Source organism: Streptomyces sp. NPDC102283, assembly GCF_044766265.1.
Taxonomy (GTDB): Bacteria; Actinomycetota; Actinomycetes; order Streptomycetales; family Streptomycetaceae; genus Streptomyces.
In genome coordinates, this window is record NZ_JBIWLQ010000027.1 from 48,980 (window position 1) to 65,170 (window position 16,191).

Consider the following 16,191-nt stretch of genomic DNA (forward strand, 5'->3'; position numbering starts at 1 on the left):
GACCTTCCCGTGCGTCCTTCCGCCCCACGACCGCCGCGTCTCCCCCACCGCCGTCACCGCCCGTCGCGCAGGTCCTCCACTCCCCCGGCCAGGAACGCGATCCGGTCGAAGACCGCGCCGCAGCCCTCGCCGGTGGGCGACTGCACCAGGAAGCCGACGCGGGCGGCCGCCCGTTCCGCCGCCGTGCCGAGGGTGAAGAAGCGGACGAAGGTCCACCTCTCGCCGTCGGCGGAGGCGTGGAAGGCGTACGCGCCGCCGGTGCGGCTGAGGCGGAGCCAGCAGACGCCCTCCTCCACCACGAAGGCGTTGGCGTCGTCGCTGTGGCCACGGGTCACGACGGTGCAGACGGTCGGGAGGTCCGAGGAGTGCTCCAGGCAGAGCTTGGCCCACGCGCGGTCCCCGACGTGCAGGTACAGCGCGCCCGCGTCACCGGCCGCCAGCAGCCCCGGGCGCACCCGGGCCACCAGCCGGAAGTCGCCCTCCCCCACCGCTCCGAGCAGGCGCGGCGCGTCGGCGGCCGGATCGAGGGAGTCGCCGGACGGGGGGACGAACAGGTCCTGGCCGGGTCCGGCACGGCCGGTCAGCACGCCGTCGGCGTGGGTCCAGCGTCCGTCGGGGCCCTCCGCTTGCAGAGCGAAGGGGAGGGCGTCCAGGTGCGGGCTCACGCGCGGCGCCCGTCCACCCGGCGGGGCAGGCCCAGCGGGTTGTCCTCGCGCAGCTCCGGCGGGAGGAGCGCCTCGGGCGTGGACTGGTACGTGACCGGGCGCAGCCAGCGTTCGATCGCCGTCGCGCCGACGGAGGTGGAGGTGGAGGTGGTGGCCGGGTAGGGCCCGCCGTGGTGCTGGGCGGGGGCGACGGCGACGCCGGTCGGCCAGCCGTTGACGAGGACGCGCCCGGCGAGCGGGGTGAGGGCGGCCAGCAGGCGCGCCGCGTCGGGGTCGGCGTCCACGGCGGCCTGGAGGGTGGCGGTGAGGTTCCCGGGCAGCCGGGCGAGGACGGCGGCGGCCTCGTCGGCGGAGGCGTACCGGGCGATCACGGTGACCGGCCCGAAGCACTCCTCCAGCAGCGCGTCGTGCGGGCCCTCGGCGGTCAGCCGGGCGGCCGGGACGGTGAGGAATCCGGCGGAGACGGTGTGCTCGCCGCCCGCGCCGGGGGTGACGGGCGCCCCGACGTCCGGCAGGGCGGCCCGCTCCCGTACGCCCGCGACGAAGGCGTCCCGCATGCGGTGGTCCAGCAGGACGCCGGAGCCGGTGGAGCTGACCGTCTCGGTGAGCGTCTTGAGGAGCTGGTCGCCCGTCGCGCCCTCGGGGACCAGGACGAAGCCGGGCTTGGTGCAGAACTGGCCCGCGCCCAGGGTCATCGAGCCGCCGAGTCCGGCGCCGATCTCCCCGGCGCGCTCGGCGGCGGCCGCCCCGGTGACGACGACCGGGTTGAGGGAGCCGAGTTCGCCGTGGAAGGGGATGGGCGCGGGGCGGGCGGCGGCCGCGTCGAACAAGGCGCGTCCGCCGCGTACCGAGCCGGTGAAGCCGGCCGCGCCCACCAGCGGGTGGCGGATCAGCTCGACGCCCGCGTCGAAGCCGTGCACCAGGGTCACGACGTCCTCGGGCAGTCCGGTGCGGGTGGCGGCGCGGCGGAGGACCGAGGCGCAGAGTTCGGAGGTGGCCGGGTGGTCGGGGTGCGCCTTGACCACGACCGGGCAGCCGGCCGCGAGCGCGCTGGCCGTGTCGCCGCCGGGCACGGAGAAGGCGAGCGGGAAGTTGCTGGCCGCGTAGACGGCGACGACCCCGAGCGGGATCTTGTAGCGGCGCAGGTCGGGCCAGGGCGGGGTTTGGGAGCCGTCCTGGTGGTCGATGTGGACGTCGAGGTAGGCGCCTTCGTCCACGACCTCCGCGAAGGCCCTCAACTGGGCTGCGGTGCGGGCGAGTTCGCCGCTGAGCCGGGCCGGGCCGAGGGCGGTCTCCGCGTCGGCCGCCTCGACGATGTGCTCGCCGGACTCCTCCAGCAGCTCCGCCGCCGTACGCAGGAAAGCGGCGCGCGCCGCGCGGTCGGCGAGGGCGTCGCGGACGGCGTGGGCCGCCCGGACCGCGCGGTCGACCTCCCCGGCGGTGGCCTCCACCGCGACCTGCTCGCGCGGCTTCCCGGTTCGGGGGTCGACACTCCAGACTGGTGCTGCGTTCACCGTGATTACCTCCCGTGGTGCGACCGACCTCCGGCCGACTTCCGGCCGGCTTCGGCCGCACATCAGCAAGTGTTCGGTATTCTGAACAGAGTTCCTGGACGTGAATGTCCTGGGACTCTATTTGCGGGCGTTCGGTGTTGGCAATCGTGCGGCGGATCGGGTGGCGGCCTTTCGGACGCCGACGCGGACGCGGAACGAGCTGTGGACCCGGACGCGGACGCGAAGTCGTCGAGCTGGAGAAGGGGGCGTGGGCGATGTCGGTCGCCGAGTCCGGTGGGGCACAGGTCAAGTCCGCGGTACGGACCGTGGAACTCCTCGAATACTTCGCGGGGCGGCCGGGCATGCACTCGCTGGCCGCCGTCCAGGAGGCCGTCGGCTACCCCAAGTCGAGCCTCTACATGCTGCTGCGCACCCTGGTGGAGCTGGGCTGGGTGGAGACGGACGCGACGGGCACCCGGTACGGGATCGGCGTCCGCGCGCTGCTGGTCGGCACGTCGTACATCGACGGCGACGAGGTCGTGGCCGCCGCCAGGCCCACCCTGGACAGGCTGTCCGACGACACCACGGAGACCATCCACCTGGCCCGCCTCGACGGGACGAACGTGGTCTACCTCGCCACCCGGCAGTCCCAGCACTACCTGCGCCCGTTCACCCGGGTCGGCCGTCGGCTGCCCGCGCACTCCACCTCGCTCGGCAAGGCGCTGCTGGCGACCCACAGCGACGAGCAGGTCCGCAAGATGCTGCCCGAGTCGCTGCCCGCGCTGACCGAGCACACCATCACGGACCGCGAGAAGCTCATCGAGGAGCTGCGGCTGGTCCGCGAGCAGGGCTACGCGGTGGATCGCGAGGAGAACACCATCGGCCTGCGCTGCTTCGGCGTGGCGATTCCCTACCGGACACCCGCGCGCGACGCGATCAGCTGCTCGGTGCCGGTCGCCCGGCTCACCCCCGGACACGAACAGCTGGTGAAGGACGCCCTGTTCGACGCCCGGGACCGGCTCGCTCTCGCGACCCGCAGGCTCTGATGGGCGGGATAACACTGCGCCCGGTCCAAGACGGCGACCTGCCGCTGTTCTTCGCCTGGATGAGCGACCCCGGGGCGACCCGCGTCGCCGCGTTCACCGCCGAGGACCCCACCGACCGGGCCGCGTTCGACGCCCACTGGGCGCGGATCCGGGCCGGGACCCGCGTGGTGATGCGCACGGTGGTGGTCGACGGTGCGGTGGTGGGCCACGTCGGGGAGTACGGGGACCCCGGCGACCGCCAGGTGACCTACTGGATCGACCGCGCGCACTGGGGCCGGGGGCTGGCCACGGCCGCTCTGCGGGCGTTCCTCGACGAGACGCCCACGCGCCCGCTGCACGCGCGGGCTGCGGCCGACAACCTCGGCTCGCGCCGGGTGCTGGAGAAGTGCGGCTTCGTGGTGACCGGCAAGGAGCGCGGGTTCGCCCGGGCCCGGGGCGAGGAGGTCGACGAGGTCCTGGTCACGCTGCGCGGCTGAGCCGGACTCCTCCCCCGCGCGGCGGAGACGGATCGTCGCCGGGCAGGACGTGCGGGGCCGGCGGGCGCGGAAGCCTGGGTGCCATGACAGTGAACCGGCCCCCCGAGGCACCCGCGCCCGCCCCGCCCCACCGGTCCGGGGCGCCCGAGCACCATGGGGCGCCACCGCACCGCGCCGCGGCACCCTCCCGCGTCGCACCGCCCGAGGCGCCCTCGTACCGCGTCGGCCTCGCGCGGTCCGTGCTCCGGGTGGTCGCCATGGTGGCCTGTCTGCCCTACATCGGGCTCAAGGTGGCCTGGATGGCGGGCAGTCGGCTCGGCATCCCGGAGGGCAGCGCGCTGCTGGACGGCGGCACCCTGCTGCGCGTCGCCAACGGGGCCACGGTGCTGATGGACGGCGCCGTCATCGTCCTCGCGCTGCTCCTCACCCGGCCCTGGGGCCGGCGGGTGCCCGCCTGGCTGCTGGTGCTGCCGATGTGGGTGGCGAGCGGTCTGCTGCTGCCGATCATGACGGCCTTCCCGGTCCAGCTGGCCGTCCGACTCCTCGGCGGTGGCGGCGGGCGGCCGGTCGGCGAGGGGAACTCCGAACCGTTCCTCCAGCCGTGGGTCTTCGGCGTCGTCTACGGCGGCTTCATCGTCCAGGGGCTCGCCCTCGGCGTCCTGTTCGCGCTGTACGCCAGGGAGCGCTGGGGCCACCTGTGGCGGGGGCGGCTGCGGGATCTGCCGGAGGGTCCGACCGCGCCCGCCCTGCGCGCGACCGCGGTCGCCGCGGCTTCGGCGGCTCTCTTCCCCGGCGTCACGCACCTGCTGTGGGTCACCGGTTCGACCGCCGGGCTCGACGCGGGCCGGGCGGCGGACCGCACCAGCGACTTCTACGTCCTGGAAGCGGTCAACCTGCTCTTCGTGGTGGTCACCGCCGTCGGCGTGCTGCTGCTCGGCTTCCGGCGGTCCGGCCGCCTCTCCCTGCGGCTGCCGCTCGTCCTGGCCTGGGCGGGTTCGGCGGAAATGGCCTGCTGGGGCGGTTGGTTGAGCGTCGCGGGGCTGATCGGGGCGGGCGAAGCGGCGGACCGTCCGACCACGGCGACGGTGTTGACCTACGCTGTCCAGATGCTGGCCGGAGCACTCGTCGTGACGCTGGGCGCCCACTTCTTCGCGGAGCGCGCGGCCGCCTCCGCGCTGCCCGCGACCGCCGGAGCCCCCGACCCGGCCGCCGACCGGGTGTCATGATGCCGCCGGCCGCGCTGTTCGGGCGGCGGGCGCGGCTGCGCTGGCTGCATCTGATCATCGGCGGCGCACTGCTGATGCCGTACTTCCTCGTCGGCACGGTCCTGGTCGGCATGACGGGTGGCGGGAGGGCTCTCTCCTCGTCCGTGGCCGCCCAGTTCGCCGCGTTCGCCATCGCCCTGCCGATCGCGGCGGTCACCGGCTTCTTCCCGCTCGTCCGGCCGCTGTCCGTGGCCGCCGCCCGCGCCCTGTGCGGGGTCGTGCCCGCCCTGCTGGCCGAGGGGCCCGCCCGGACCCGGCAGGCCCGGGTGCGTACCGCCGGCTGGTACACCCTGCATCTGGCGCTCGGCGGGATCGTCAGCGGCAGCACCCTGGCGCTGCCGCCGTTCGCGGTGGCGGTGGCCGCCCTGCCGGTCTCCGCGGGGCTGCGCTCCACCTGGCTGCTCGACGGTCCCGAGGCGCTGCGGGAGCCGTGGGCCCTGGCCCTCGCCCCGTTCGCCGGGCTCGCGATGCTGCTGGCGCTGGCGTCGGTCGCGGCGGTGGCCGGGGAGGTGCTGGCCCGGCGGGCGCCGGTGCTGCTGGGGCCGACGCCCGAGGACCGGCTGGCCGCCGCCGAGCGCCGCGCGGCGGATCTGGCGGTGCGCAACCGGCTCGCCCGGGAGCTGCACGACTCGGTGGGGCACGCGTTGAGTGCGGTGACCCTTCAGGCGGGGGCGGCGCGCCGGGTCCTGGACCGCGATCCGGAGTTCGTCCGCGAGGCGCTGACCGCCATCGAGGAGACGACGCGGCGGACGGTCGGGGAGCTGGACTCGGTGCTGGGGCTGCTGCGGCAGGACGGGGAGCCGGACGACGAGGACACGGCGTACGGGCCGGGGCTCGACGCGCTCGACGGGCTGCTGGCGCACTGCGGGGTACGGGTGGCGTACGAGCGGCAGGGCGATCCGGACCGTGTGGACCCGGTGGTCTCGCGGGAGGCGTACCGGATCGTCCAGGAGGGGCTGAGCAACGCGTCGCGGCACGGCGGGGGCACGTCCCCGGTGCGGCTGCTGATCGCGGTTCGGGAGAGGGAGCTGGAGATCGTGATGGAGAATCCGCTGGGCGAGCGGCCCGCCGGGCTGCGTCCCGGGGGCGGTCGCGGGCTGCGCGGCGTCGCGGAGCGGGCCGTCCTGCTGGGCGGCCGGACCGGGGCGGGGGCGGACGGCGGCGTCTGGCGGCTGACCGCCGCGCTGCCGACGGTGCCGGGCACGGCCGGGCGGACGGAGGGGCGGCGATGAGCGGGGCCGCGGTGCGGGTGGTGCTGGCGGACGACGAGCGGATGGTGCGTACGGCGCTGCGCGTGATCCTGGACGCCGAGGAGGGCATCGAGGTCATCGGGGAGGCCGCCACCGGCGCGGAGGCCGTGTCCGTGGTGCGGGCGCTGCGGCCCGACGTGGTGTTGATGGACGTGCGGATGCCGCAGATCGACGGCATCCGGGCCACGGAGCAGATCCTCGCCACACTGGAGGACCCGCCGAGGATCGTCGTCGTGACGACCTTCGAGAACGACGCGTACGTGTACGAGGCCCTGCGCGTCGGGGCGGCCGGGTTCCTGCTGAAGCGGGCGGCCGCCGAGGAGTTGGTGCAGGCGGTGCGCCTGGTGGCGTACAGCGACTCGCTCCTCTATCCGGCGGCGGTACGCACGCTGGCCACCGAGCACGCAGGGCGGCGGGCGGGCGGGGCTCCGGCGTGGGTGGCGAGGCTGACCGGGCGGGAGGCGGACGTGCTGCGGCTGATGGCGGCGGGGCTGACCAACGCGGAGATCGCGGGGCGGCTCTCGGTGGGCCCGGCGACGGCGAAGACGCATGTGGCGGCGGTCCTCGCGAAGACCGGCGCCCGGGACCGCACCCAGGCGGTCATCGCGGCGTACGAGTCCGGTTTCATCACCCCGGGCTGAGCCACGCGGCTCGGCGCGCCGGGTGAGAAATCGGTGAGAAGCGGCACGTTCGGGAACGACCGGAGCGCGCCCGCTCGTCCCTCCAGCGGGATGAACAAGACAATCAGGCGCGCTTCGGTCTTCTGTCTGCTCATGGTGCTCGCCCTGCTGGTGCGGGCGACGTGGGTGCAGGGCTACCAGGCCAAGGCGCTCGCAGACGACGAGCACAACCGGCGGAACACCATCGCGCAGTACGCGCAGCCGCTCGGGGACATCATCGTGGCCGGTTCGCCGGTCACCGGATCGAAGGGGACCAGTGGCGGCGACCTCCGGTACAAGCGCACGTACCCCCGGGGCGAGCTGTACGCGCCGGTCACCGGCTACAGCTCGCAGGCGTACGGGGCGAATCAGCTCGAAGGCATCTACAGCGACGTCCTGGACGGCACGGACGACCGGCTGAAGGACCCGAAGGACCTGCTCACCGGCGGGCAGGCCGACCCGGGCAACGTGCTGACGACGATCGACCCGGACGTCCAGAAGGCGGCCTACGAGGCGCTCGGCGACACCAAGGGCGCGGCGGTGGCCATCGACCCGAGGACAGGCCGGATCCTCGGCATGGTCTCCACCCCCTCCTACGATCCCTCGACGATCAGCGGGACGGCGGACCAGGACGCCTGGCAGGCCCTGCTGGACGCCCCGGACAAGCCGCTGGTCAACCGGGCGATGCGGCAGCCGCTGCCGCCGGGCTCCACGTTCAAGCTGGTGGTCGCGGCGGCCGCGCTGGAGAACGGGCTGTACGGCTCGGTCGACGAGCGCACCGACAGCCCCGACCCGTACACCCTGCCCGGCACCACCACCGTGCTCCCCAACGAGAACGCGTCCGCTCCCTGCGAGAACGCGACCCTGCGCACCGCGCTCCAGTACTCCTGCAACAACGTCTTCGCGAAGGCCGCCGCCGACCTCGGCCAGGACGAGGTCAAGGAGATGGCGGACGCGTTCGGGTTCGACACCGAGAAGCTGGACGTCCCCGTGCGGGCGGCGAAGAGCGTCTACCCGACCGGTATGGACAAGGCCCAGACGGCACTGACGGGGATCGGCCAGTTCGAGGTCACCGCGACCCCGCTCCAGATGGCCATGGTCACCTCGGCGCTGGCCAACGGCGGTGAGCTGGCCGCACCGCACATGGTCTCCCAGGTGACCGACGGGGACGGCACGGTGCTGGAGGAGACCGCCGACGGCGACACCGAGCGCGTGGTGAAGGAGTCGACCGCCGAGCAGCTGCGGAGCGCGATGGTGACGGTCGTCGAGGAGGGCACCGGCACCAACGCCCGGATTCCCGGGGCCGAGGTGGGCGGCAAGACGGGCACCGCGCAGCACGGCGTGGACAACAGCAGCACCCCGTACGCCTGGTTCACCTCGTACGCGAAGGACCGCGACAGCGGCAAGGAGGTCGCCGTCGCGGTGATCGTCGAGGACTCCGGGGCGGCGCGCTCCGAGATCAGCGGCAACGGGCTGGCCGCGCCGATCGCGCAGAAGACGATGAGGGCGGCGCTGGAGCGGTGACGCGAGGGGCGCCGGAGCGGTGACGACCGGCGCCGCCGGTCCGGGTGGAGCGGCGACAACAGGGTCGCCCGGAGCGGTGACGACCGCACCGGCCGGGCGATCGGCCCGGTGGCCCGGACGTTCCAGCGGTGCGATCACCCTTCCCTCGCGGGCCGCGCCTCCGCCAGATCCCGGACCGCCCGCTCCAGCCGTGTCCGCCGCGTCCGCGGTGTCACGGCCTGGAGGAACGGGAGCATCACCAGGTAGCGGGCGGTCCGGTCGAGCCCGTCGAACGCCGCACGGGCCGCCGGGTCCGCGGCGAGCGCCGCGGCGAGGTCGTCGGGGACGACAGCCGCCGCCTGCGACGCGTAGGCACGGTCCCAGCGGCCGTCCTCCTGGGCCCGTCGGACCTCGGCGAGGCCGGGCTCCCGCATCCGGCCCGCCGCCGCCAGGGCCGCGACCTTCTCGACGTTCACCCGCGACCACAGGCTCCTCGGTCGCCGCGGCCCGTACTCATGCAGGTAGTACCGGTCGTCCAGGCCCCGGCGCTGCCCGGAGATCCAGCCCCGGCACGGCCCCACGTCGACCAGTTCGTCAGCGGTGACCGACGCGATCCCCGACGCCTTCTTCGCGACCTCGACCCATACGCCCTCGCGGCTGGTGTGGTGCTCGGCCGGCCACTCCTCGAAGGCGGCCGCGTCCGGGAACGCGACGGCCTCCACCCCCTTGTGCTCCTTCATGCGGGCCAGGCCGGCCCCGGCCGCGCCCGGGTGCGGCCGGCCGGGCGGAACCTAGGGCATCCACCCCATGCCGTGGCAGCGCCTTACCCCGGAGCATGAGCCGCACGGCCCGCACGGACGGGGTGCTGAGCACGAGGCGGAGGGCGCGGCGGCATGGGCGGTCCGGCGGTGGTGCGGGTCCTGCGGGACCCGACGGCGGGGCGGTATCTGGCGGGGGTGGTCGTCTCCGGGTTCGGTACGTCCGCGATGTGGCTCACGGCGGGGATCTGGGTCAAGTCGCTGACCGGGTCGAACAGTCTGGCGGCGCTGACGGTGTGCGCGATGTGGGCCCCGGTGCTGGTCGGGCCCGCGCTCGGCGCGCTGGCGGACCGGATGGACCGGAAGAAGCTGCTGGTCCGGGTCAACCTGGCGATGGCCGCTCTGCTGGCCGCGCTGGTGCTGGTGGACTCGGGCCGCACCGTCTGGCTGCTCTTCGTGGTGCTGGTCCTCTACGGGGCGAGCGGCGTGCTGCTCGACGCGGCCGAGTCGGCGCTCGTCGCGGGGACCGTGCGGGCCTCGCTGCTGGCGGACTTCAACGGACTGCGGATGACGGCCAACGAGGGCATGAAGCTGGTCGCTCCGCTGGCGGGCGCCGGGCTGTACGCGCGGTTCGGCGGCCCGGCCGTGGCGCTGCTGGACGCGGCGACGTGCGCCCTGGCCGCTCTGATCTTCGCCCGGCTGCCGGCGCGGGAGGCCCCGCGGCCCCCGGTGGAAGCGTGGCGCGGTGAACTCCTCGCCGGGCTGCGGCGGATACGTGCCTCGGCCGTGCTGCGCCCACTGGTGACGGCGGGGGCGGCGACGATGCTGCTGGCGGGGGTGAACGGGGCCGTGACGTTCGGTTACGTCGATGACGTGCTGGGTCGGACGCCGGAGTACGCGGGGGTCCTGTACGCGGTGCAGGGCGCGGGTTCCGTGGCGGTGGGGCTGCTGGTGGGGCCGCTGCTGCGGCGACTGCCGGAGCGGGTGTTCGCGGCGGGCGGGATGGCGTTGTTCGCGCTGGCGGTGGGTGCGCGGACGCTGCCGCACGACGTGGTGGCCCTGGCGGCGAGCGCGGCGATCGGGTTCGGCCTGCCGTGCGTGCTGATCGCGGCGATGACCGCGGTGCAGCGGGAGACGCCGGACGCGGTGCTGGGGCGGACGGCGGCGACGGCGGGCTCGCTGATGACGGCGCCCAACGCGGTGGCCCTGGCGGTGGGGGCGGGGCTCGTCGCGGTGGTGGACGTTCGGGTGCTGACAGCGGCCTGCGGGGCGGCGGGGCTGGTGGCCGCGGCGCTGCTGGTGGCGGGGTCGGCACGGCGCCGCACCTCCCCCGCGTCGGCGTCCGGGCCCGCAGAGGCGTCCGGGCCCGCAGGGGCGTCCGGGCCCGCAGGGGCGTCCGGCCCCGCCTCACCCCAGCCGTGAGAGCGCCGCGGCGACCGCCTCCAGGTCCGGGCCCGAGGCGAGCCCCGCGTGGTACAGGCGCAGTTGGTCCGCGCCGAGCGAGGCGGCGTGGGCCGCGTCGCGCTCCAGGGTGCGTGGGCTTCCGCCCATCCCGGTGACGATCCCGAAGTTGGCGGCGCGCACACCGCCCCGGCCGGCGAACGGCCCGAGCACCGCTTCCCGGGCGCTGTCGGGTCCGGTGCAGGGCAGCACCACGCCGTCGGCCACGGCCAGGATGTGGTCCGTCTCGACGCCGACATTGGCCCCGGTGCGGTACGGGACGGGGTCGGCGTGCAGCAGCACCTGGAAGCCGGGCGGGGCCGCCGCCCGCACCGCCGTGACGGCCGCCTCCTGGAACGCGCGGGCGACCCGGCCGCGCCACCGCAGGGTCGCGTCCGCGCGTTCGGGACCGAGCAGCGTGCCGATGCCGTCCCGGCCGGACTCCGGGGAGCCGCCGCCGGACCAGGCCGGTTCCAGGGCGCGGCGGACGGCGGCGGACAGGTCGCCGGGGTCGGCGCCCTCCTCCCCGTACCCCTCGCGGCACTCCGGGCAGAAGCACAGCGACATCAGGTACTGCGCCGCCTCGCCCAGGACCACGCCGGCGACCTTGTCGTGGGCGTGCAGATGGGCGAAGCCGTACCAGCCGCAGGACTCCAGCTCGGTCCCGCGCGTACCGGGCCGGGCGGCGGCCTCCGCCGCGAGGTCCACGAGGTACGCGCGCACGGCGGGGCGGGCGATGCAGGGGGCCCAGGGGTAGCGGTCCCCGTAGGCGTTGACCACCGAGGTGTCCGGGTGCTCCGCGCCGAGCCGCGAGCTGTGCGCGAGGACCACCCAGCTGTGCACCTCCAGACCGGCGGCGGCCAGCGCGCCCGCGGCCTCCCCGTACGGATCGTCGCCGGCCGTCCAGCTCTGGCGGTACGGGCCGAGGGCCCGCCCCGCCCAGCGGTCCGGGTCCGGCGGGTAGAGGACGGCGGCGTGCTCGGCGGTGACGACGCGGTGGGCGGGGTGGCGCGGGGTCAGGGCCCGGGTGGAGTGGTAGGCGGAGGCCAGGGTGACCTGCCGTACGCCGAGGTCCGCGATCCGGGCGGCGGCGTCCGGGTCCCCGACGACGTCCCACGGGTAGAGGAACGCGCCCGCCTTCACGCACCGCCTCCCGCTGAGGTGTGCTCCGCCAGCAGGGCGCGGCCGCTCGCGATGATCTCGATGAGGTCCTCGATGTGCGCGCCGGGCGGTTCGGTGAGCGGGGTGCGGACCTCGCCGACCTCCAGGCCCTGGAGCCGGACACCGGCCTTGACCAGGGAGACGGCGTACCCGCGGCCCTTGGCGCGCAGTTCGACGAGCGGCCGGTAGAAGTGGTCGAGCAGCCCGTCGACCAGGGCCTCGTCGCCGGAGTCCAGGGCCCGGTAGAAGGCGAGGGCGATGTCCGGGGCGAAGGCGAAGACGGCGGAGGAGTAGAGGGTGACGCCGATGCCCCGGTAGGCGGGGCCGGTGAGTTCGGCGGTGGGCAGCCCGTTGAAGTAGAGGAAGTCGCCGTCGGGCCGGTGGGTGCGGACCGCGCTGACGATGCGCTGCATGAGGTCGAGGTCGCCGTGGCCGTCCTTGAGCCCGATGATGCCGGGCGTGCGGGCCAGGGCGACGACCGTCTCGGGGGTGAAGATCGCGTTGTCGCGCTGGTAGACGATCGTCTCCAGGCCGGTGGCCGCGGCGAGCGCCGCGTAGTGCTTCAGCAGTCCTCGCTGGTCGGCGACGACGAGGTAGGGCGGCATGGCGAGGAGTCCGTCCGCCCCGGCGTCCTCGGCGGCTCGCGCGTACTGGACGGCGAGCGCCGTGCCGTAACCGGCTCCCGCGAGGACGGGGACCTGTCCGGCGCTCTCCTCGACGGCGGCGGCGACCGCGAGGCGGAATTCCTCGGGGGTCAGCGCGTGGAACTCGCCCGTGCCGCAGCAGGCGAAGACCGCGGCGGCTCCGGCGTCGATCCCCGCGCGCACATGGGCGCGGAAGACGGCGAGGTCGACGGTGCCGTCCGGCCCGAACGCGGTCACGGGGAAGAAGAGCGGCCCGGCGACTTCGCTGAGCCGGGCGGCAAGGGGGGCTGAGGTCACGGGCGCTCCCTGAGCGGATACAGGCGTGCACAATTCTGATCGGCGTCCATATTTCTGAACATCACAACGCTAAGGCAGCCTTCGATGGCAGGTCAAGGCGGCCGCAGGCTCTTGACGCACCCCATCTCCGCTCCTTACTTTGTCCACGCATGTGAATGCCAGCCAGGATTGCGCACAGCGCCCGCGTACGCCCCGAGGAGATCCCCGTATGACCGCTCCCCGTACCGTCCTGCTCACCGGCGCCGCAGGCGGCCTCGGCACCCTGATGCGGGGGCTGCTGCCCGCCTACGGATACGACCTGCGACTCCTCGACCTGGTGCCGGTGGAGGGCGAGCCCGGGGCGATCACCGCCGACCTGAACGACCGGGAGGCGCTGCGCGAGGCCGTGCGCGGGGTGGACGCGGTCATCCATCTGGCGGGCATCTCGCTGGAGTCCACGTTCGACAAGATCCTCCGCGCCAACATCCAGGGCACGCACCACCTCTACGAGGCCGCCCGCGAGGAGGGCGTCCGGCGCATCGTGGCCGCCTCCTCCAACCACGTCATCGGGCACACCCCGCGCCCGGCTCCGGGCGGTCCGCCGATCCCCCTGGACGCCCCGCGCCGCCCCGACACCTTCTACGGGCTCTCCAAGTGCTTCGGCGAGGACCTGGCCCAGCTCTACTGGGACCGGCACGGGCTGGAGACGGTCTCCGTGCGCATCGGATCCTGCTTCCCCGAGCCCACCTCGGTACGGATGCTGTCGGTCTGGATGAGCCCCGGCGACGGCGCACGGCTGTTCCACGCGGCCCTCACCGCCGAGGACGTCGGGCACACCGTCGTCTACGGCTCCTCCGCCAACACCCGCCTGTGGTGGGACCTGGCACCGGCGCTGGCACTGGGCTACCGGCCGCTGGACGACTCGGAGCCGTACGCGGCGAAGCTCGTCGCCGAGCAGGGCGAGCTGGACCCGGACAACCCGGCGCACGCCCGCGTGGGCGGCCACTTCGCGACCGACCCGCCGATCTGGCCGCACTGATCCGCCCCGAGCGGCGGGGAGGGCGGAGGTCGGGCGGGAGGCGCGACGGGCGCCGGGCGGCGGAAATCCGGGCGACGCGGGCGTGGCCGGGCGGGCAGGATACGGGCCATGCCGAGACCCTCCGGATTCCAGTACGACCAGCACGGCGACCAGAGCGTCACCATCACCCACCACGGCCGCCCCGCGGGCACCCTGCGCGGCGGCCGGGCGGCGAAGTTCCTGGCCGAGGTGGGCTCGGGCGACGCCCAACTGGTGATGGCGCGCTGGACCGGCGCGTACAAGCACGGCAACGAGCGCACGGCCCGCGACCACCCGCGCAACCGCCGCTGAGAGCCCTTCCGCGGCCGTGCTCCGGACGGCCGAAGGTAAGGGAACGGCAAAGCCGGGTCGTTCGTTACCCCGTGCATGACCGCAATGACCCCCGGCTCGAACATCCCTCTCTCCGCCGCCCGCGTGGCGGTGGACGTCGCCGCTCCGGTGCGGCTCGACGTCTCGGGCCTGCTGCTCACCGCCGACGGCAAGGTGCGCTCCGACGACGACTTCATCTTCTACAACCAGCCCTCGGGCCCCGGCGTGACCTACCGCTCCGGCGGGGGCTCCGCGCCCGACGCGATCGTGGTGGACACCGCGGCCGTCCCGCCGGGCATCGAGAAGATCGTCGTCACCGCGAGCCCGGACGCCGCGGGCCAGACCTTCCAGGGCGTCGAGCCCACCGCCACCGTGCGCAACGCGGACGACGGCAGCGCGCTCGCCACCTTCACCCCGCCGCAGCTGGGCGCCGAGACGGCGCTCGTGGTCATCGAGATCTACCTGCGCAACGGGGCCTGGAAGGCCCGCGCGGTCGGCCAGGGTTACGCGAACGGGCTGGCCGGGATCGCGACGGACTTCGGCGTCTCGGTCGAGGAGCCCGCGGCCCCGGTCGCCGCCCCGGCTCCGACCGCCCCCGCCCCGGTCGCCCCCGCCCCGGTCGCTCCGGTCGCCGCCCCCGTCGACCCGCGGATCGCCCCGCCCGCTCCGGCCGCGCCGCCCGCTCCCCCGGCGGCCCCCGCCGCGCCCGCGGGCTCCGGGAAGATCAACCTGGACAAGGGCCGGGTCACCCTCCAGAAGAACCAGACCGTGTCCCTCGTCAAGGGCGGCGCCCCGCTGCTCTCGCGGGTCAGGATGGGCCTGGGCTGGGAGCCCGCGTTCCGCGGCAAGGACATCGACCTGGACGCGTCGGTGATCGCCTACGGCCCCAACCGCAACCACCTGGACAGCTGCTACTTCGGCAAGCTGACCATCCTGAACGGGGCGATCAAGCACTCCGGCGACAACCTCACGGGTGAGGGCGCGGGCGACGACGAGGTGATCATGGTGGACCTCGGCCGGATCCCCGCCGAGGCGACCGGCCTGGTCTTCACGGTGAACTCGTTCACCGGCCAGAAGTTCAACGAGGTGGCCAAGGCCTACTGCCGGCTGATCGACGACGCGTCCGGCGAGGAACTGGTCCGCTTCGACCTCACCGGAGCCGAGCCGCAGACCGGCGTGATGATGGCCAAGCTCATCAAGCAGTTCACCGGCGAGTGGGAGATGACCGCGATGGGCGAGTTCGTGAAGTCGCGCACCGTGCGGGGCATGGTGAAGCCCGCCGCCAAGTCCCTGTAGCCCGCAGTGGGCCCTCCCTCGGAGGGCCGCGACGGAGTCCGGGGCGCCTGAAGTGGTTCAGGCGCCCCGGATCCGGAGAAGACGGACGCTGCTCGTGCTCGTCTCGCGTCTCAGAGCTTGGTCAACTTGGAGTACGGGCTCAGGATCCTTCCCTGTCGCCCCGAGAAGTCGATGAGGACTGCGTCGTTGTCGCCCTCGACAGCAAGAATCCTGCCGAGCCCGAACTGGTCGTGCGACACCCTGTCGCCCACATCGAAGCATTCGACCGGTGGGGCCTCCTGGGCCGGGCGGTTGAAGGGACTGGAAGGCAGGTGACGCCGGGATCCGGCTGACTGTTTCATTACGTCGAGTATGCGCCCTGTGAAGGCCCGACGCCATGCCCGCCGGGGCCCGGGGCCCCAGACGTGCCGGATTCGTAATCAGCGCTCACCACGGCCAGTCAGCGCTTCCTCCCGCTTCCAGCAGCGGAACCATGCGGAACGCCGCGTCGGAAAGCCCCCCGAACGTGTGGCGGTTTCCCTCGCCGGACGGGGCGTGGCCGAGCCGGTATCCCGCCAGATTCCAGGTGTAGACGGGCACCGTGTCCGGAACGCTCCGGGTCGCGTCGCCACGGCGCGTGTCCGCGACCTGCTCGTCGGTGACGATGAGCACCCGGTCGTGGTCCCGGTAATGCCGCCGCACCGCCTCCGCCGTGTTCGTGCCGCCCAGCATCCCGAAGCGGCCGTCGCGGCGCAGCCAGTGGAGCAGCCCCGCGGTCCAGGTGGGGTCCTCCACGGCGAGGCGGCGCACGAGCGCGGCGAACCGGTCGTCGCGCTGGTCCCCGCCCTCGTAGAAGGTGCCCTGGGCCACGAAGTCGGCGACGGCGAGCAGGA

Annotated in this window: 16 protein-coding genes and 1 pseudogene; 10 read left to right on the top strand and 7 right to left on the bottom strand. The window is 74.4% G+C overall.

What is annotated here, in order from left to right; translation table 11 throughout:
* Window positions 1-53: 53 nt before the first annotated feature.
* A complete protein-coding gene (locus ACIRJT_RS35640) occupies window positions 54-665 on the bottom strand; it encodes a DUF1349 domain-containing protein (RefSeq protein WP_403917847.1) in 612 nt (203 codons plus the stop codon).
* Complete coding sequence (locus tag ACIRJT_RS35645; RefSeq protein WP_403917851.1) at window positions 662-2,179, bottom strand: aldehyde dehydrogenase family protein; 1,518 nt, start codon at window positions 2,177-2,179, stop codon at window positions 662-664. The genes ACIRJT_RS35640 and ACIRJT_RS35645 overlap by 4 nt, the downstream gene beginning before the upstream one ends.
* 254 nt (window positions 2,180-2,433) lie before the next feature.
* Between ACIRJT_RS35645 and ACIRJT_RS35650 the strand changes: the two genes are divergently transcribed.
* From ACIRJT_RS35650 to ACIRJT_RS35675, 6 genes are all read left to right on the top strand, one after another.
* A complete protein-coding gene (locus ACIRJT_RS35650; protein WP_403917853.1) occupies window positions 2,434-3,204 on the top strand; it encodes an IclR family transcriptional regulator in 771 nt (256 codons plus the stop codon).
* A complete protein-coding gene (locus tag ACIRJT_RS35655) occupies window positions 3,204-3,680 on the top strand; it encodes a GNAT family N-acetyltransferase (protein WP_403917855.1) in 477 nt (158 codons plus the stop codon). Before ACIRJT_RS35650 ends, ACIRJT_RS35655 begins: the two co-directional genes overlap by 1 nt.
* A 257-nt stretch (window positions 3,681-3,937) precedes the next feature.
* Complete coding sequence (locus ACIRJT_RS35660) at window positions 3,938-4,906, top strand: hypothetical protein (RefSeq protein WP_403917969.1); 969 nt, start codon at window positions 3,938-3,940, stop codon at window positions 4,904-4,906.
* Entirely contained in the window at window positions 4,903-6,177 is a 1,275-nt protein-coding gene (locus ACIRJT_RS35665; protein ID WP_403917858.1) for a sensor histidine kinase, read from the top strand. Before ACIRJT_RS35660 ends, ACIRJT_RS35665 begins: the two co-directional genes overlap by 4 nt.
* Entirely contained in the window at window positions 6,174-6,836 is a 663-nt protein-coding gene (locus tag ACIRJT_RS35670) for a response regulator (RefSeq protein WP_403917861.1), read from the top strand. Before ACIRJT_RS35665 ends, ACIRJT_RS35670 begins: the two co-directional genes overlap by 4 nt.
* A 90-nt stretch (window positions 6,837-6,926) precedes the next feature.
* Window positions 6,927-8,378 carry a peptidoglycan D,D-transpeptidase FtsI family protein gene (locus ACIRJT_RS35675; RefSeq protein WP_403917864.1) on the top strand — a complete coding sequence of 484 codons (1,452 nt, stop codon included), beginning with the start codon at window positions 6,927-6,929 and terminating at the stop codon, window positions 8,376-8,378.
* 134 nt (window positions 8,379-8,512) lie between these two features.
* On the opposite strand, the gene ACIRJT_RS35680 is transcribed toward ACIRJT_RS35675, so the two are convergent.
* Window positions 8,513-9,097: a YdeI family protein gene (locus ACIRJT_RS35680; protein WP_403917865.1), complete on the bottom strand. Its 585-nt coding sequence runs from the start codon at window positions 9,095-9,097 to the stop codon at window positions 8,513-8,515.
* Between the two features lie 153 nt (window positions 9,098-9,250).
* On the opposite strand from ACIRJT_RS35680, the gene ACIRJT_RS35685 reads away from it, so the two are divergent.
* Complete coding sequence (locus ACIRJT_RS35685; protein WP_403917868.1) at window positions 9,251-10,537, top strand: MFS transporter; 1,287 nt, start codon at window positions 9,251-9,253, stop codon at window positions 10,535-10,537.
* On the opposite strand, the gene ACIRJT_RS35690 is transcribed toward ACIRJT_RS35685, so the two are convergent.
* The gene (locus ACIRJT_RS35690) at window positions 10,523-11,698 is read right to left on the bottom strand and encodes a hypothetical protein (RefSeq protein ID WP_403917870.1); all 1,176 of its coding nucleotides are present in this window, start codon (window positions 11,696-11,698) and stop codon (window positions 10,523-10,525) included. The two genes, ACIRJT_RS35685 and ACIRJT_RS35690, sit on opposite strands and share 15 nt — an antisense overlap.
* On the bottom strand, window positions 11,695-12,657 hold the full coding sequence (locus ACIRJT_RS35695; RefSeq protein WP_403917873.1) for a 5-dehydro-4-deoxyglucarate dehydratase: 963 nt from the start codon (window positions 12,655-12,657) through the stop codon (window positions 11,695-11,697). The genes ACIRJT_RS35690 and ACIRJT_RS35695 overlap by 4 nt, the downstream gene beginning before the upstream one ends.
* A gap of 208 nt (window positions 12,658-12,865) precedes the next feature.
* On the opposite strand from ACIRJT_RS35695, the gene ACIRJT_RS35700 reads away from it, so the two are divergent.
* The 3 genes from ACIRJT_RS35700 to ACIRJT_RS35710 all read left to right on the top strand — a co-directional run bounded on the left by ACIRJT_RS35700 (window position 12,866) and on the right by ACIRJT_RS35710 (window position 15,319).
* Window positions 12,866-13,675, top strand: a complete 810-nt coding sequence (locus ACIRJT_RS35700; protein WP_403917876.1) for an NAD-dependent epimerase/dehydratase family protein — start codon at window positions 12,866-12,868, stop codon at window positions 13,673-13,675.
* A 108-nt stretch (window positions 13,676-13,783) separates the two neighbouring features.
* On the top strand, window positions 13,784-14,005 hold the full coding sequence (locus ACIRJT_RS35705) for a hypothetical protein (RefSeq protein WP_403917879.1): 222 nt from the start codon (window positions 13,784-13,786) through the stop codon (window positions 14,003-14,005).
* 75 nt (window positions 14,006-14,080) lie between these two features.
* Window positions 14,081-15,319, top strand: coding sequence for a TerD family protein (locus ACIRJT_RS35710; RefSeq protein WP_403917881.1), 1,239 nt, complete (start codon window positions 14,081-14,083; stop codon window positions 15,317-15,319).
* Between the two features lie 110 nt (window positions 15,320-15,429).
* Here the strand turns inward: ACIRJT_RS35710 and ACIRJT_RS35715 are convergent, their stop codons facing one another.
* A complete protein-coding gene (locus tag ACIRJT_RS35715; RefSeq protein ID WP_003969918.1) occupies window positions 15,430-15,660 on the bottom strand; it encodes a hypothetical protein in 231 nt (76 codons plus the stop codon).
* A gap of 85 nt (window positions 15,661-15,745) precedes the next feature.
* A pseudogene (locus ACIRJT_RS35720) lies at window positions 15,746-16,042 on the bottom strand (TROVE domain-containing protein); the annotation flags it as partial.
* Between the last annotated feature and the right edge of the window lie 149 nt (window positions 16,043-16,191).

What these genes read in the sequence shown, in the direction of transcription:
- ACIRJT_RS35650 (WP_403917853.1), top strand. Translation starts at nt 2,434, where the DNA reads ATGTCGGTCGCCGAGTCCGGTGGGGCACAGGTCAAGTCCGCGGTACGG.
- ACIRJT_RS35655 (WP_403917855.1), top strand. Translation starts at nt 3,204, where the DNA reads ATGGGCGGGATAACACTGCGCCCGGTCCAAGACGGCGACCTGCCGCTG.
- ACIRJT_RS35660 (WP_403917969.1), top strand. Translation starts at nt 3,938, where the DNA reads ATGGTGGCCTGTCTGCCCTACATCGGGCTCAAGGTGGCCTGGATGGCG.
- ACIRJT_RS35665 (WP_403917858.1), top strand. Translation starts at nt 4,903, where the DNA reads ATGATGCCGCCGGCCGCGCTGTTCGGGCGGCGGGCGCGGCTGCGCTGG.
- ACIRJT_RS35670 (WP_403917861.1), top strand. Translation starts at nt 6,174, where the DNA reads ATGAGCGGGGCCGCGGTGCGGGTGGTGCTGGCGGACGACGAGCGGATG.
- ACIRJT_RS35675 (WP_403917864.1), top strand. Translation starts at nt 6,927, where the DNA reads ATGAACAAGACAATCAGGCGCGCTTCGGTCTTCTGTCTGCTCATGGTG.
- ACIRJT_RS35680 (WP_403917865.1), bottom strand. Translation starts at nt 9,097, where the DNA reads ATGAAGGAGCACAAGGGGGTGGAGGCCGTCGCGTTCCCGGACGCGGCC.
- ACIRJT_RS35685 (WP_403917868.1), top strand. Translation starts at nt 9,251, where the DNA reads ATGGGCGGTCCGGCGGTGGTGCGGGTCCTGCGGGACCCGACGGCGGGG.
- ACIRJT_RS35700 (WP_403917876.1), top strand. Translation starts at nt 12,866, where the DNA reads ATGACCGCTCCCCGTACCGTCCTGCTCACCGGCGCCGCAGGCGGCCTC.
- ACIRJT_RS35705 (WP_403917879.1), top strand. Translation starts at nt 13,784, where the DNA reads ATGCCGAGACCCTCCGGATTCCAGTACGACCAGCACGGCGACCAGAGC.
- ACIRJT_RS35710 (WP_403917881.1), top strand. Translation starts at nt 14,081, where the DNA reads ATGACCGCAATGACCCCCGGCTCGAACATCCCTCTCTCCGCCGCCCGC.
- ACIRJT_RS35715 (WP_003969918.1), bottom strand. Translation starts at nt 15,660, where the DNA reads ATGAAACAGTCAGCCGGATCCCGGCGTCACCTGCCTTCCAGTCCCTTC.